13 protein-coding genes are annotated in these 16,123 nt (G+C 48.5%); 5 read left to right on the top strand and 8 right to left on the bottom strand.

The annotated features are described in order from the left end of the window. Positions 1-2 precede the first annotated feature (2 nt). Together smpB and metH are read left to right on the top strand one after the other, a co-directional pair. On the top strand, positions 3-461 hold the full coding sequence (gene smpB / locus B5F91_RS06835) for an SsrA-binding protein (RefSeq protein WP_013616098.1): 459 nt from the start codon (positions 3-5) through the stop codon (positions 459-461). Between the two features lie 173 nt (positions 462-634). After that, positions 635-3,385 carry a methionine synthase gene (gene metH, locus B5F91_RS06840; protein ID WP_087428344.1) on the top strand — a complete coding sequence of 917 codons (2,751 nt, stop codon included), beginning with the start codon at positions 635-637 and terminating at the stop codon, positions 3,383-3,385. Between the two features lie 152 nt (positions 3,386-3,537). Here the strand turns inward: metH and B5F91_RS06845 are convergent, their stop codons facing one another. From B5F91_RS06845 to pheS, 4 genes are all read right to left on the bottom strand, one after another. Continuing rightward, positions 3,538-4,272, bottom strand: a complete 735-nt coding sequence (locus B5F91_RS06845) for a nucleotidyltransferase family protein (RefSeq protein WP_087428345.1) — start codon at positions 4,270-4,272, stop codon at positions 3,538-3,540. A gap of 58 nt (positions 4,273-4,330) precedes the next feature. Continuing rightward, positions 4,331-5,749, bottom strand: coding sequence for an RNase adapter RapZ (locus tag B5F91_RS06850; RefSeq protein WP_087428346.1), 1,419 nt, complete (start codon positions 5,747-5,749; stop codon positions 4,331-4,333). 41 nt (positions 5,750-5,790) lie between these two features. Beyond that, positions 5,791-6,990, bottom strand: a complete 1,200-nt coding sequence (locus B5F91_RS06855) for an MFS transporter (protein ID WP_087428347.1) — start codon at positions 6,988-6,990, stop codon at positions 5,791-5,793. Between the two features lie 166 nt (positions 6,991-7,156). Next, on the bottom strand, positions 7,157-8,191 hold the full coding sequence (pheS, locus tag B5F91_RS06860; protein WP_087428348.1) for a phenylalanine--tRNA ligase subunit alpha: 1,035 nt from the start codon (positions 8,189-8,191) through the stop codon (positions 7,157-7,159). Between the two features lie 151 nt (positions 8,192-8,342). On the opposite strand from pheS, the gene B5F91_RS06865 reads away from it, so the two are divergent. The 3 genes from B5F91_RS06865 (at position 8,343) to B5F91_RS06875 (ending at position 11,191) form a co-directional block, all read left to right on the top strand. Continuing rightward, complete coding sequence (locus tag B5F91_RS06865) at positions 8,343-9,203, top strand: DUF4348 domain-containing protein (RefSeq protein ID WP_087428382.1); 861 nt, start codon at positions 8,343-8,345, stop codon at positions 9,201-9,203. A gap of 33 nt (positions 9,204-9,236) precedes the next feature. Then, complete coding sequence (gene murB, locus B5F91_RS06870) at positions 9,237-10,250, top strand: UDP-N-acetylmuramate dehydrogenase (RefSeq protein WP_087428349.1); 1,014 nt, start codon at positions 9,237-9,239, stop codon at positions 10,248-10,250. A gap of 164 nt (positions 10,251-10,414) precedes the next feature. After that, entirely contained in the window at positions 10,415-11,191 is a 777-nt protein-coding gene (locus tag B5F91_RS06875) for an MBL fold metallo-hydrolase (RefSeq protein WP_087428350.1), read from the top strand. 145 nt (positions 11,192-11,336) lie between these two features. On the opposite strand, the gene B5F91_RS06880 is transcribed toward B5F91_RS06875, so the two are convergent. The 4 genes from B5F91_RS06880 to B5F91_RS06895 all read right to left on the bottom strand — a co-directional run bounded on the left by B5F91_RS06880 (position 11,337) and on the right by B5F91_RS06895 (position 16,085). Then, positions 11,337-12,077 carry an NADPH-dependent oxidoreductase gene (locus B5F91_RS06880; protein WP_087428351.1) on the bottom strand — a complete coding sequence of 247 codons (741 nt, stop codon included), beginning with the start codon at positions 12,075-12,077 and terminating at the stop codon, positions 11,337-11,339. Positions 12,078-12,355: 278 nt separating this feature from the next. Further along, positions 12,356-13,303, bottom strand: a complete 948-nt coding sequence (locus tag B5F91_RS06885; protein ID WP_087428352.1) for a nitronate monooxygenase — start codon at positions 13,301-13,303, stop codon at positions 12,356-12,358. Positions 13,304-13,352: 49 nt separating this feature from the next. Further along, complete coding sequence (locus tag B5F91_RS06890) at positions 13,353-15,005, bottom strand: DUF4080 domain-containing protein (protein ID WP_087428353.1); 1,653 nt, start codon at positions 15,003-15,005, stop codon at positions 13,353-13,355. A 141-nt stretch (positions 15,006-15,146) separates the two neighbouring features. Further along, entirely contained in the window at positions 15,147-16,085 is a 939-nt protein-coding gene (locus B5F91_RS06895; protein ID WP_087428354.1) for a ribose-phosphate pyrophosphokinase, read from the bottom strand. Positions 16,086-16,123: the final 38 nt, after the last annotated feature.

The following is a 16,123-nucleotide window of genomic DNA, read 5'->3' on the forward strand; positions in this document are numbered from 1 at the left end:
AGATGAAAACAAATGCAAGCAATATAAATATCAAGAACAAACGAGCCTCGTTCGATTACGAGTTTATCGACACCTATACGGCGGGCATTGTGCTGACGGGAACCGAAATCAAGTCTATCCGTCAGGGCAAGGCAAGCCTGGTAGATACGTTCTGTTTCTTTTCGCGCGGCGAGCTATGGGTGAAGAACATGCACATCGCCGAATACTTTTATGGCTCGTATAATAATCATGCCGCAAGGCGTGACCGCAAGCTCTTGCTTACCAAGAAAGAGCTTCGCAAGCTGGAGCGCACTTCAGCCGAACCGGGCTTCACCATTGTGCCTACCCGTATGTATATCAACGAGAAAGGGCTGGCAAAGGTGGTTATTGCCTTGGCAAAAGGAAAGAAGCAATACGATAAGCGCCAGAGCCTGAAGGAAAAGGAAGACAAGCGGATGATGGACCGTATGTTCAAACGATGAGTGTTTTTATTGAACGCAGAGGCGCAAAATCGCAGAGAAGATAATTGAAAGAGAGAAGGCAAAACTCACGGAGTAGTGTGAAGCCTAATTCAGTCTCTATGCTTTTACTTTTTTCTAAATAAAAACCTTTGCGCTTTTGCGTCTCTGCGTTTGATATAAAAATAAGAAGAGCAATGAAAACAATACAAGAGCAGATAAACGAACGCATCTTGGTGCTGGACGGTGCCATGGGTACCATGATTCAGCAATATGGTCTGACGGAAGACGATTTCCGTGGAGACCGTTTCCATGATGTGCCTGGCATGTTGAAAGGATGCAACGATGTGCTTTGCCTGACCCGTCCGGATGTGATAGAAGATATACACCGGAAGTATTTGGATGCCGGTGCGGATATTATCGAGACTAATACGTTTAATGCCACCCGTGTTTCGATGGCGGATTATCACCTGCAAGCTTATTGTGCGGAAATCAACCGGGAGGCGGCACGTTTGGCACGGCGTTTGGCAGATGAATATACGGCAAGATGTCCGGAAAAGCCCCGCTGGGTAGCAGGCTCGGTAGGTCCTACCAACAAGACTTGCTCGATGAGTCCCGATGTGAACAATCCTGCTTATCGTGCCTTGACTTTCGATGAGCTTGCCGAGGCATATATGGAACAAATGACCGCTTTATTAGAAGAAGGTGTAGACACGATTCTGATAGAAACCATTTTCGATACCTTGAATGCCAAAGCGGCTATCTATGCCGCTAATCGAGCTATGGAGCAATGCGGGCGCAAAGTGCCCTTGATGCTTTCGGTCACGGTTTCAGATACGGGCGGACGTACCTTATCGGGGCAGACACTCGATGCGTTCTTGGCTTCGGTGCAACATGCCGATATTTTCTCGATAGGATTGAATTGCTCGTTCGGTGCCAAGCAACTGAAGCCGTTCTTGGAACAACTTGCCCGGCGTGCACCTTATTATATTAGTGCTTATCCTAACGCCGGACTTCCCAATACGTTGGGTCAATACGACCAGACTCCCGAAGAAATGGAAGCCGAAGTGAAGGAATACATCGACGAGGGTTTGGTGAATATCATCGGAGGATGTTGCGGAACGACCGAGGCTTATATCGCCCGCTTCGCTTCGTTGGTGGAAGGAAGAAAGCCTCACCAAAGAGTAGCCGAGCCGAAGTATTTATGGCTTTCGGGATTGGAATTATTAGAAGTTACGCCCGAAATCAATTTTGTCAATGTAGGCGAGCGGTGTAATGTGGCTGGTTCGCGCAAGTTTCTTCGGTTGATAAATGAAAAGAAATACGAAGAAGCCTTGTCTATCGCCCGCAAGCAGGTGGAAGACGGTGCGTTGGTGATTGACATTAATATGGACGACGGTCTATTGGATGCCGCTCAAGAAATGACTACTTTCCTCAATCTGATAGCATCGGAACCCGATATCGCACGCGTACCTATTATGATAGATTCCTCGAAATGGGAGGTGATTGTGGCAGGGCTGAAATGCGTGCAGGGTAAAGGCATTGTCAATTCCATTTCGTTGAAAGAAGGCGAAGCGGTCTTTATCGAACACGCCCGTATCATCAAGCAATACGGGGCGGCGGTTATTGTAATGGCTTTCGATGAGAAAGGGCAGGCAGATACTTACGAACGAAAGATTGAAGTGTGTAGCCGTGCATATCGTATTTTAACGGAACAAGTGGGCTTCCGTCCGCAAGACATTATCTTCGACCCCAATGTATTGGCGGTAGCTACGGGCATGGAAGAACATAACAATTATGCCGTCGACTTTATCCGCGCTACGGGTTGGATTCGGAAGAACTTGCCCGGAGCGCATATTAGCGGAGGGGTGAGCAACTTGTCTTTCGCTTTCCGTGGAAATAATTACATCCGTGAGGCGATGCACGCCGTATTCCTTTATCATGCGATTGCGCAAGGTATGGATATGGGCATTGTCAATCCGGCATCCTCGGTGCTTTATACCGATATTCCGGCAGATGTGTTGGAACGTATTGAAGACGTAGTATTAAACCGCCGTTCCGATGCAGCCGAACGGTTGATAGAAATGGCGGAGAAGCTGAAGGCGGAGAAAGAAAACGCAGGGAATGCGCAAGCGGCAGATGCTCATTTAGCATGGAGAAAAGCGTCGGATGTAGATGCTCGCTTGCAATATGCGTTGGTGAAAGGCATTGGCGATTATTTGGAAGAAGATTTGCAAGAGGCTTTAAAGAGTTATCCCGATGCGGTAAGCATCATTGAAGGTCCGTTGATGGGAGGCATGAACCGGGTCGGGGAATTGTTCGGTTCGGGCAAGATGTTTTTGCCTCAAGTGGTAAAGACGGCACGCACGATGAAGAAAGCGGTATCTATCTTGCAGCCTTTCATTGAAGCCCAAAAGAAAGAAGGAGCAAAGAAAGCCGGAAAGGTGTTGGTGGCTACGGTAAAAGGAGATGTGCATGATATCGGGAAGAACATTGTGTCGGTCGTAATGGCATGCAATAATTACGAAATCATCGACTTGGGTGTAATGGTACCTGCCGAAACGATTGTAGAAACGGCGATGCGTGAAAAAGTAGACATCATCGGATTAAGTGGATTGATTACTCCTTCGTTAGAGGAAATGGTACACGTGGTATGTGAATTAAATCGTGCCGGTCTGCATATTCCGGTAATGATTGGGGGTGCCACAACTTCCAAACTTCATACGGCATTGAAGATAGCTCCGGTCTATCAGGGACCGGTGGTTTATCTGAAAGATGCTTCGCAGAATGCGCCGGTTGCTGCCCGTTTGCTAAATCCTGCCACACACGATGCATTTGTAAAAGAATTAGCAGACGAATACGAAGCATTGCGTGAGGGTAATAAGGAAAAGCAAGTAAAGCCGGTATCGTTGGAAGAAGCCCGAAAGAATAAGTTGAACCTCTTTTAAAAGGGGATTTTGATACAAACGCAGAGACGCAAAAACGCAAAGTTATATATTAGAGAGACAAGCAAAGGACACAAAGAAAACATACAATTCTCTGTGTCCTTTAGCCTTCTCTAAAAATCAATCTCTGCGTTTTTAGCGTCTCTGCGTTTGTTTTAAGTAAAGAGTTGCTCCGCTTGCACTAATGTTTCGGGTTTGCCGATATCTATCAATTGGAGATGTTGGGCGATGTATCCGCCAATATGTGCTTCTTTGCAGGTCTGAAGATAGAAATCGGTAATGGAAAATTTACCGGTCCAATGTTCATCCATATAGCGGAAGAGGGAAGGGGAGATAACATGAATGCCGCTGAAGGCATACGCTTCGTGTTGCTCCGGGCGATAGACAAATCCTTCCGGTTTGGTTTGCCGAGTCTGTTTGTTTATCCAACCGCAGAGACGGGCACTCTCTTTATCAAATAACAGGTAGCGCGAGGTTTCCCGTTGGCTGACCAATAAAGTGGCATCGTTTGTACTGTATAGATGTGATTCGTATAAGGCTTTCAAATCGATATCCGATAAGATATCGACATTATGCACCAAGAACGGTTCATTGCCGCTGAAGAACGGAGCGGCTTTCTTGATTCCTCCGCCCGTATCTAACAATTCATCACGTTCATCACTGATATGAATGGTGATGCCGAAGTTTTGGTTGGTTTGCAAGAAGTTGATAATTTGTTCACCAAAGTGATGGATATTGATAACAATTTCGGAAAACCCTGCTTGCTTCAGTTTAAGAATAACGTGTTGCAGCATGGGCATTCCTCCTACGGGTACCAATGCTTTCGGTATCCGGTCGGTTAAAGGCTTTAGCCGGGTTCCTAATCCGGCGGCAAATATCATGGCTTTCATATTTGTTTTTTCACCACAGATTACACAGATTAAAAGATTATTCCCAGTATTTTTGCTATTAAAATTTATAAGCGATATTTTGTTCCCGGTGAATTACTTCTACGTTCACTCCGAATTTCTCATGGATGTGCCGGGCGGTATGTTCGGCAGCATAGACCGAACGGTGTTGTCCGCCGGTACATCCGAAGCAGATGCTGAGATGAGTAAATCCTCGTTCCAAAAAACGTTGCACATGGGCATCTGCTAAGGCATAAACGTGTTCAAGGAAGGAAAGGATTTCTCCGTCTTCTTCTAAGAAGCGGATAACGGGCTCATCGCGTCCGGTCAGTGGTTTATATGCATCATATCTGCCCGGATTATGAATGGCACGGCAGTCGAATACGTATCCGCCTCCGTTGCCAGACGGGTCTTCGGGAATCCCTTTCTTATAAGAGAAACTGATGACCCGAACCGTAAGTTTACGTTTATTTTGTTCGAGGACATAAACGGGAAGCCCGGTCAATTGTTTCAATACTTTACATAGGTAAGGATATTCCGGGAATTTGTGTTCCAGCAATTGGCTTAAATTTTCAATCGCATACGGAATGCTTTGCAGGAAATGCGGCTTTTGCTCAAAGTACCCCCTGAATCCGTATGCACCCAATACTTGCAGGGTACGGAAGAGGACGAAATGCCTTAATTGTTCCCTGAAGTGGGATTCGGATATGGGATAATATGCTTGAAGCGCTTCTAAGTATTCGTGTATCAGTTCTTCCCGCAAGTCTTGCGGGAATCGGGCTTTGGCTTGCCAGAGGAAAGAAGCCACATCATAATAAATCGGTCCTTTCCGTCCTCCTTGGAAGTCGATAAAGTAAGGTTGTCCGTCCCGTATCATTACGTTTCGGCTTTGGAAGTCGCGGTACATGAAAGTGGAAAATGTATCGGCAAGCAATACATCCGTCATATTTTCAAAATCGTTTTCCAGCAGATTCTCTTGAAATTCGATTCCAGTCGCTTTTAGGAAACAATACTTGAAGTAATTCAAGTCCCATAGGACGCTGCGCTGGTTGAACTCGGCTTGTGGGTAGCATACGGAGAAATCCATGTCTTTTGCCCCTTCGATTTGCAAAGAGGGGAGCAGGCGGATGGTTTGTTTCAATAAGCTTTTCTCTGCTTCATTGAATATGCCTGTAGTCCGTCCTTGTTCAATGGCTTGAAATAATGAAATGTCTCCCAAATCTTCTTGCAAGTAAGCCATTCCGTCATCGCTTTGAGCGTATATTTGCGGTACGGGCAATCCTTTCTCGGTGAAATGTTTTGCCATATAAAGGAAGGCACGGTTTTCCGCCTCCGATGTGCCATATACGCCGATTAGTTGAGGATTGCCTTTCAACCGATAGTATTTCCGGTTAGAACCTGCACCAGCCAGTGGCTCAATGCTTTCAGCGGTATGTCCGGTATAGTCTTGATAGAGTATTTGTAAGATTTCGGGCTGCATAATGTTGTATTAAAATGTTTATTCAGGGTATTATATCTCAATTATCTCAACTTGTTCCGCTGGAAATGCGGGCCTGCTTTCAGGTGGAAATAAATCATCGATACCACCGTGAGAGTGGCTCCAAACAGGTATGCGTCTCTGAATGAGGCGATTTCGGCGATATATCCGCCCAGCAACATGCCGATTCCGATACCTACGTCCCACGAAGTGAGGTAAGTGCTGGTAGCCGTGGCGCGCTGGTTATTGGGGGCAAGGTTTACGAATAGCGTATTGTATGCCGGAAACATCGTGCCGAACCCGATGCCTAAGAGCAGGGCTATCAGGAAAAACAAGGATGTGGTAAAGGCATAGTTCCAGCCTATTAGCCAGCCGCATGCCGTCAGGGCAAAATAGCAGAAGCACACCAAATAGAGTCCGGCATTGATGACTTGGGTGATTTTCCCTTTATCTACCAATCTTCCGCTGAATAAGCGGCTAATGGCCATACCTACCGCCATGAGGGTGAAGAAAAAGCCGGTTTCAGCCGTGATGCCGATTTGTTTGGCATACATGGCTACATAATTGGTGGTCATGCCGTAGGGGATAGATAGCAAGAGCAAGCTGAGTCCGGCGGGCAATCCTTTGATGAGGATAAAGCGGTCGAGCGATATCGGTTCGCGTTTCACCGGCGGCTTGTAGGGAGTCTTTACCATGCTGGCTGCAATGAAGCCTAAGACGCACGAGCCGAGTCCGTAAGAGAAAATCGCGATATAGGATGTGCCCGCGCTATGAAGGAACAAGCCGAACATGGGACCGATAGACATGGCAAGATTGTTCGCCAGCCCGTAATAGCCCAATCCTTCGCCCCTCCGTGCCGAGGGCATAATGTCGATGACTACCGTATTTCCGCCTACCGTGACCATTCCGAACGAGATGCCGTGGATGATGCGGTAGATGATGAACATGGTCAACGCTCCGGCAAACATGTATCCGGCAAAAATCATCGTGAAGATAAAGTAAGCGAAGAGGTAGAGGGGTTTGCGGGCGAAAGTGTCGAGCAGGTATCCGGAGAAGGGGCGGATGCAGAGTGAAGATACGGTATAGCAGGATAAGACAATACCGATGGTGGTATTCGAAGCATGGAAGATTTCCGATAGATAGAAGGGAAGTACCGGAACTAAGAGCCAAAAGCCGAAGTAGAGCAGGAAGTTGGCTGCCAGAATGCAACAATAGCTCGGCGTAATCAGGCGTTGCTTTTCCATAAGCTGAAGATGTTAAGTCTGTTTTCACCACAGATTGCACAGATTTTATTAATTAATAATTAAAAGTGAATCATGAATAGCGGTAAGCGTTTTCATTTGTCGTTATTAACTATTAATTGTTCATTATTAATTAGTTAAATCTGTGTAATCTGTGGTGAATATCTTTTTAGTTTGCCGCTTCAAACTCTTCAAGGAAGCGGGTATCGTTTTCCGAGAACATGCGCAGGTCTTTCACCTTGTATTTCAGGTTCGTGATGCGCTCTACGCCCATGCCGAAAGCATAGCCCGAATATACTTTGCTGTCTATGCCGCAAGCGTCGAGCACGGCTGGGTCTACCATGCCGCATCCCAAAATCTCTACCCATCCGGTGTATTTGCAGAACGGGCATCCTTCTCCTCCGCAGATGTGGCAACTGATGTCCATTTCCGCGCTGGGTTCGGTGAACGGGAAGTAAGACGGGCGCAAGCGGATTTTCGTTTCCGGTCCGAACATCTCTTGGGCGAATTGCAGCAGGACTTGCTTCAGGTCGGTGAACGATACGTTCTTGTCCACATACAAGCCCTCTACTTGGTGGAAGAAGCAATGCGCGCGGTAGCTGATGGCTTCGTTGCGGTACACGCGTCCCGGGCAAATCACGCGGATAGGGGGCTGGGTTACTTCCATGGTACGTGCCTGGACGCTGCTGGTATGCGTGCGCAAGATGATGTTCTTGGTCACATCGTCCGGATTGGTCTCTACGAAGAAGGTGTCTTGCATGTCGCGTGCCGGATGGTCGGGCGCGAAATTCATCTTTGTGAACACATGCAGGTCGTCTTCCACTTCGGGTCCGTCGGCAATGGTGAATCCCAAGCGGCTGAAGATGTCGATGATTTGATTGCGTACGATGTTCAACGGATGGCGTGTGCCCAACTGAATGGGATAAGCCGTACGGGTTAGGTCGAGGTCGGACATATCGGCGTCTTGGCTCTCGAATGTTTCCTTCAGAGCAGCGATACGCTCTTGCGTACGGGTTTTCAGTTCGTTCAACTTCATGCCGACTTCTTTCTTCTGGTCGGCAGGTACATTCCGGAAGTCCGCCATTAAGGCGTTGATGATTCCTTTTTTACTCAGGTACTTGATGCGGAGCGCTTCCAGCTCGTCTGTGTTCTGGGCGGTCAGCTGGTCAACTTCCTGAAGCAATTCTTCTATTTTCGTTAACATAACCTATTATCTTTTTTATTTTACGCGCAAAGGTAAGGATTAAAACTGAATTTTTATCTTTTTCTTCCGATAAAAAAGAAAACTGCATGTCTTTTGTTCCATGAATGAAAAAAAGAAGTACCTTTGCGCTGATTTTTCAGAAGCACTAATCATGAAAAAAATTGTATTTGGATGTTGTTTGCTCGTAGGAGTGATGGCTTCCTGTGGAGGTGGGAAAAAGAAGATTGACCCTTTTGAAACATTGACCAAGCAGATAGACTCGCTTCAGGTCGAGGAAGAAGTTGTGCCGGATACCGCTCCCGACCGTCCGGAAGTGATACCAGCCACGGCGGACGAGAGCTTCGCCGATTTTTTCTACAACTTCGCTTCAAACGAACGTTTCCAGCAATCGCGGATTGTCTTCCCTATTTCTTATTATAAAGGAAGAGAGGTGACCCGTATCGCGAAAGAAGATTGGGAATACGACCCGCTCTTTAGCCGTGACCCGGTGTACACCGTGCTTTTCGATAGGGAAGAAGAAATGGAGCTGGAGAAAGACACGGCGGTGCGGAGTGTGCAGGTCGACTGGATTTACCTGAAAGACCGCAAGGTGAAGCGTTATTATTTCCAGCGCATCAAGGAGAGTTGGTTTCTCGAAGCGATTAATAAGGAAAAGTTAGCGCATGCGGAAAGCGGGAAAGAGGATTTCTTCGATTTCTATTTCCGTTTTGCCAATGATTCGGTGTTTCAAGGCGAGCGTTTGGCAGACCCGTTATCGTTTGTGACGGTCGACCCAGAAGACGAATTTCAGATTTTGGAGACGACGCTCGATGAAGGGCAGTGGTTCTCTTTTCGTCCTCCTCTGATGAAAGAGCGTCTTACGAATGTCCATTACGGGCAGGAGGCGGTGCCCGATACCGACACGAAGATTGTAGAGTTCAAGGGATTCGGAAACGGATTCAGCAACACGCTTTACTTCGAGTGCCGGGGAGGCGAATGGAAATTGGTTGAGTTTGAAGACTTGAGTGATTGATTTAAAAATATCGATATTTCACCACAGAATAAAATGAAAGACTTACGCAACTATCCGCTTTTGGCTCATAACACGTTCGGCATGGACGTGCGTGCTTCCCGTTTTGTAGAATATGCATCGGAAGAAGAGCTTCGCTCGTTCTTGATGCAGCCCCGTGAAGAGGTGCCTTTGTTGGCGATAGGTGGCGGGAGTAATCTGCTTTTCCTGCACGATTTCCAAGGCATTGTCCTGCATTCGGCTATCCGGGGGATTCGTGTAATCACCGAGACCGATGATGAAGTAGAAGTGCATGTCGGTTCGGGCATAGTATGGGATGGCTTCGTGGCTTACACGGTGGAGCAAGGCTGGTATGGGGCTGAAAATCTTTCGTTGATTCCGGGCGAAGTCGGAGCTTCGGCGGTGCAGAACATCGGCGCATACGGTGTAGAGGCTAAAGACTTGATTGTATGTGTCGATACGGTTGGCGTAACTACAGGCGAATCCCGCAGGTTTATGAACGAAGAATGCCGCTACGCATACCGCCAAAGCGTTTTCAAGCAGGAATTGAAAGGGCAATACATCGTGACGGGCGTGACCTATCGCCTGAGCAAGAAGCCCGTTTGGCATTTGGATTACGGGAATATCCGTGCCGAACTGGAAAAGTCGGGCGGGGAATTGACCCAAAAGGCATTGCGTGAGGCCGTTATCCGCATCCGGAATGAAAAATTGCCCGATCCGGCGCGGGTAGGGAATGCCGGAAGTTTCTTTATGAATCCGGTGATTCCCAAGGCTCAGTACGATGCGTTGTGTGCCCTATATCCCGATATGCCCCATTATTCCGCGGGTGAAGGTCGGGTAAAGGTGCCTGCCGGATGGCTGATAGACCGTTGCGGTTGGAAAGGCAAGACGCGGGGGCGGGTAGGTGTACATGCCAAACAGGCATTGGTGCTGGTGAACCTTGGCGGGGCTACGGGAGAAGAAGTCCGCCGGTTAGCCGAAGACGTGGCACGCTCGGTCGAGGAAAAGTTCGGCATCCGCATTTCTCCCGAAGTGAATTATATAGAGTGAAGTGATACGTAGAAATTATGATGAGGAAACGCAGATTTACGCGGATTAATGGATATTCCAATTTATATAATCGTATTTCGTAAATTGGGGGTGAATAAATATATTTGCGAAAATCTGCGTTAATCTGCGTTTCAAAACATATATGTAAACTGATTAAGCGGCTTATGAAGATAACAATATTAGGAAGCGGCACTTCCACGGGGGTGCCGCAGGTAGGGTGTACGTGTCCGGTGTGTACCAGCACCGACCCGCGCGACAAGCGTTTGCGGTGCTCCGGGCTGATAGAGTCCGGCGGAGTGCGGATATTGGTGGATTGCGGTCCCGACTTCAGGGAACAAAGCCTCCGCTTGCCCGATTTTCAGCCTATCGACGGCGTTTTAATCACTCACGAGCATTACGACCATGTAGGCGGGTTGGACGATTTGCGCCCCTTTTGCCATTTCCACGATGTGCCGGTCTATGCCGAGCCATATACGGCAGAACGCCTGATGAACCGTATTCCTTATTGCTTTGCCGAGCATCCCTATCCGGGTGTGCCCCGCATTCCGTTGGTACGGGTAGAGCCGAATGTGCCGTTTCAGGTAGTTGGCGGCGCGGGGCAAAAGGTGGAGGTGCTTCCGCTTCGGGTCGTCCACGGACGGCTTCCCATTTTGGGCTTCCGCATTGGCAACGTGGCATGGATTACGGACATGACCGAGATGCCCGAGGAGACGTATGCCCATTTAGAGGGATTGAATTGCCTGTTCATGAACGCCTTGCGCGTCACGCCGCATCCCACTCACCAGTCGCTCGCCCAAGCCTTAGAGCAAGTGGAGCGCATCCGTCCCCGCGAGGCGTATTTCATCCATGCCAGCCACCAGCTTGGCTTGCATGCCGAGGTAGAACCCACGCTTCCGCCTCACGTCCATTTGGCATACGATGGATTGGTGATAGAGGCATAAATTGAATACAGAGACACAGAGTTTTATTTAATGAATTCTGCAAAGTGCAATGTAGGGACGGGGTTTGCCCGCCCAGATACACCTACAGACACAAGTACATACGTAGATGTATTCGGGCGGGCAACCCCCGCCCCTACAGTTTAATTTACTTGTCAAACCCTTGCTTCCGAAGCGTTTTCTTCAGCACTTCCGACATGGCTTCGTTCCCTTCTTTCGTATAGCGGATGTCGGTGAAAACTTGTGCTAACGTCTCCTTGTGGTTGATTTCCACGAAATGCTTGTTCTCCGGGAGCGACTCCTTGTAGGCATAAATGCGGTCGATGTCCTCGGGCGAATAGTCGTGGTATTGCTCTTCGTGGACGATTCCTTCCAAAGGCAGGCGGTCCGGCTGGGGCGGGCATTCGTCGGGGTAGCCCACGGTGATAGTAGCCAGCGGAATGACCAGTTCGGGCAGGTTCAAGGCTTCGATGATTTGGTCGGGGTTATAAATCGTGGTGCCTAAGAAGCACGTGCCCAGCCCGGCAGCTTCGGCAAGGGTGCAGAAGTTTTGCGTCAGCATGATGGCATCGATGGATGCGTTCATAAACGAGAGCAGGTTGTCGTAGCCCGGTTCGGCTTTCCGCTGACGGCACCATTTGCAGAAGCGGTTGAAGTCGGCGCAGAAGGTCAGTACCACCGGCGCTTCCATTAGCATGGGCTGGTGGAAATGGGCGGGAGCCAAGCGTTCCTTCATCGCCTGGTCGCGGGTGATGATGACACTATAGAGCTGCATGTTGCCCATCGTAGGGGCGCGGAACGCTTCTTCCAATAATCCATTCAGCAAGTCGGCAGGCACGTCCTCTTGCTTATATTTGCGTATCGTACGTCTGTTTTTGATAGAATCCATAATCCAATGTGTTTTTTGTTTACGCAAAGATACGCTATTCTTTCCGTCCGGCAATGGATTTGAAACAAGCGGACGTGAAAATCTGTTAACGGATTAGGCGATATTTACATGTTTTCATGCTAACTTACTGAATATATGTTGATTACAAATGGAATTAATGTATTGTTAAGGTATTTGTTTCTATTATTCATTAATTGTCATTTGTCATTTGTAAGAACAAACTTATTCACAAAAAGACAGATAGCTTGACTTCAAGAAGTAATGTCATTCTGATGCGGCTACATGGGGCGGATAGCTTGCAGGCGGTAAAGGGCTTCATTGTAGTCCTCAATGAGTTCTTTCATCGCTTCCTCTACCGATTGCAGGCGGTGGATAAGGGATGCGGCTTGTCCGATTTCGATTTCCCCTTCGAAAATGTCTCCCTCGAAGATACCTAGTTTGGCTCGTCCGCGTCCTAATAGTTCCCGAAGCTCATCGGCGGAGGCACCGCGGAGTTCGGCTTCTTCCACCTGTTTGTAGAAATCGTTTTTTACCAATCGGGTAGGAGAGAGTTGTTTCAGGGTAAGTATTGTGTCGCCTTCGTTCAGGCGCAGGCATCGGTCTTTGAACGAGAAGTGAGCGGAGCTTTCTTCGGTCAGGGCGAAACGGGTTCCTATCTGCACGCCGTCGGCTCCCAAGGCTTGTGCGGCAAGCATACTTTCGCCCGTGGCGATTCCGCCGGCTGCCAATAAGGGCAGGGTGCACGAGCGGCGTATGGCTGGAATGAGGCACATTGTGGTGGTTTCTTCCCGTCCGTTATGTCCTCCTGCTTCAAATCCTTCGGCTACGATAGCGTCTACACCGGCTTCTTCACACTTGGCTGCAGATTTCGAGGATGCTACCACGTGTGTTACGAGGATGTCCCGTTCGTGAAGCCAGTCGGTCCATTTCTTGGGGCTTCCAGCCGAGGTGAAAACGATTTTTACGCCTTCATCGGCGATGATTTGCATCAGGGTTTCTATTTCGGGATACATCAGCGGGACGTTCACTCCGAAAGGTTTGTCGGTAGCTGCCTTACACTTACGGATGTGTTCACGTAGGGTTTCGGGGTGCATTGAGCCTGCTCCCAGCAAGCCCAGCCCTCCGGCATTGCTTACGGCTGAAGCTAATCGCCAGCCGCTGCACCACACCATTCCGCCTTGGATGATGGGGTACTTGATGTTGAAAAGTCGGCAAATTCGGTTCATGGTATTGCTTTAGTTAATAGTTAATAATGAATAGTTAATAATGAATAGTTTATAGCGGTGGCTGTTCTCTAACTATCGCTTTGAATACGGGTCGGGTCTGTTGCGATTCAGGCTCGAAACCGAACCAATAGGTCGTATTTTCCCCTTCGAGTGGCGGGAGCATGCAGAGGCGTAATCCTTCGTGGTAAGTGCCATAGATGGGCTCCCATGCATCGGGAGGCAATACGTGTTTGGTGCGGATGCGGAAGGCTGGCTCTTTCTTGAGCGACATTCCCGCTTCTATCCATGCCAAGGTCATGTCGGTTTCGTATGTCGGATAGTTTTCTTTACAAAACTTATAGAGCAGGATGCCCCGGCGTTCCAAGCTCATGGGTTGGTCGATGACACCGATGCGGATGAGGTAATCCAAGAACCGGTGCAGGAACTCGGATGCTTCTACAATCAGCCGGCGGGTGATTTCTTGCCAAGGTTGGGCGTTATAGAATCCGTCTATGAGGCGTGAAAGCATGCGTGCGGTCTGAAGTTCGTCGGGGGTGATTTCGTTGGTGCTCAGCACTTCGTAGGGTGGGAAAGGAGCATAGCGGATGCCTAATTCTGAGGCACGCCGGCGCATTTCGGTACCGGGAAGAAGCTTGAGGGATTCCAATTGGATTTCGCCTGCCCGATAGGAAGCCAATGTCTGGACATCTTCGAATATCTCTTCCAGCCGGTAGAGAGGCAATCCCGCTATCAGGTCGGCATGAGTTTCCAAGTTGGGCAGGGAACAGAGGTATTTTAATCCTTCTAATGCATGTTCTAATTTCCCATGTCTTTGGCACACGTCTAATACTTCTTGATGCAAACTTTGGATGCCTGCTTCTAAATGGAGTTGTCCGGTGGGCATTGATGCCAGCTCACTCTTCAACTCTTCGGTCAGGAGGGCTGGATGCACTTCCAAGTGGAAACGGATGTCGGGAAACTCGCGGAACAAGTCGAGCAAAGCACGGGCGTGGCGGGCATTGTAGTTGAAAGTGCGGTCGAGCACACGGATGTTCCCGATGTGATGCGCTTGAATCAATTCGATACGTTTCCGGATGGTTTCAATCGGGAGGGTGCGTACAGGTTTCTCGCCTCCGCTTACACAAAAGGCGCAGGTATTGAAACATCCTCGGGTGGTTTCCAGTTGCACGAATGGTTTGCTCCAATTGAAGAAAGGGCTTTCTTCGGGCGGAACAAGCCGGTCGAAACGCATCACTTGTGCCCTTCCGTTATCGTGATAGACGGAAGCGTGGTCTATGTAGCATAAGCCCTCTATGGTATGCCATGCTTGGGGTTGGTTCCATACTTCCAGCCATTGGGCAAAAGTTTCTTCTCCTTCGCCTCGGAACACACAATTTACGAAAGGATAATTGCGCAGGAACGGTTCGTTATTTCCAAGAAATTCGGGACCTCCCAGGGTGATACAACAATCGGGAAGCAGGGCTTTGATACGTCCCAAAGTGTGAAGTAATGTTTCGTGATTGAAAAGCCAGCATGTAGCGGCTACGATGTCCGGTTTCCGGCGGAAGACTTCGGCACTCGTCATACCCGGATTTTCGTTGATAGTCGCCGAAACGATGTCCCATTCATTTCCGGCATGACCGATGAGTTGGGCTTGCAGGGCGGGCAATGCCAACGAAGAATGCGCATACGAACTATTTAGGTCAAGCCAAAGGATTTTCATGGTGGTGGAATGTAAAATCACCACAGACTTAAATAGTTAATAATGAATAGTTAATAATTAATAATGAACAAACGGTAAATGCTTCGCTTGCCGTTATTAACTATTCATTATTAACTATTTAAGTCTGTGGTGAAAGATAAATTAAAGCAAGTATTGCGTGCTGATAGATTCGTGGCTCAATACGCGGCGAATCGTTTCAGCGAACATATCAGCTATGGAAAGTTGTTTCACTTTGGCGCATCGGTTCGAGTACGGGATGCTGTCGGTGAATACCAGTTCTTCCAGTTCCGAGTTTTGTACCCGTTCAGATGCGGGACCCGACATGACGCAATGCGAAGCGATAGCACGCACAGAGTTAGCTCCGGCTTCTTTCATGATGTCGGCGGCTTTGGTGATAGTGCCGGCTGTATCTACCATGTCGTCAATCAATACCACATCTTTTCCTTTCACGTCACCGATGATTTGCATAGAAGCCACTTCATTGGCTTTTTCACGGGTCTTGTGGCACAATACCAAGGGTACATCCAGGTATTTGGCATACGTGCTGGCACGTTTCGACCCGCCTACGTCTGGAGTGGCGATAACCAGATTCGGCAAGTGTAATGATTGGATATACGGAGCAAAAATCGTAGAACCATACAAGTGGTCTACCGGGATATCGAAGAATCCCTGAATTTGGTCGGCATGCAAGTCCATGGTAATCAGACGGTCAATGCCCGCTACGCTCAACAGGTCTGCCACCAGTTTGGCGCCAATGGATACACGTGGCTTGTCCTTGCGGTCTTGACGTGCCCAGCCGAAGTAAGGGATTACGGCGATGATGCGTTTTGCTGATGCGCGTTTGGCGGCATCAATCATCAAGAGAAGCTCCATTAAGTTATCTGAGTTCGGAAAGGTAGACTGTACGAGGAATACGTGTTGGCCACGGATAGATTCTTCGTAAGATACAGCAAATTCGCCATCGGCGAAATGTGTAATGTTCATGTTACCCAGCGGGCAACCTAAGCTTTTACAAATTTTCTCTGCAAGGTATCTCGTATTTGTTCCCGAGAATACTTTAAAGGTAGATGTTTCGCTCATTGTAATTTTTGATATATTGCCTAAATTTGAATGCAAAG

This window comes from Bacteroides sp. An322, from assembly GCF_002161765.1.
Lineage (GTDB): Bacteria > Bacteroidota > Bacteroidia > Bacteroidales > Bacteroidaceae > Phocaeicola > Phocaeicola merdavium.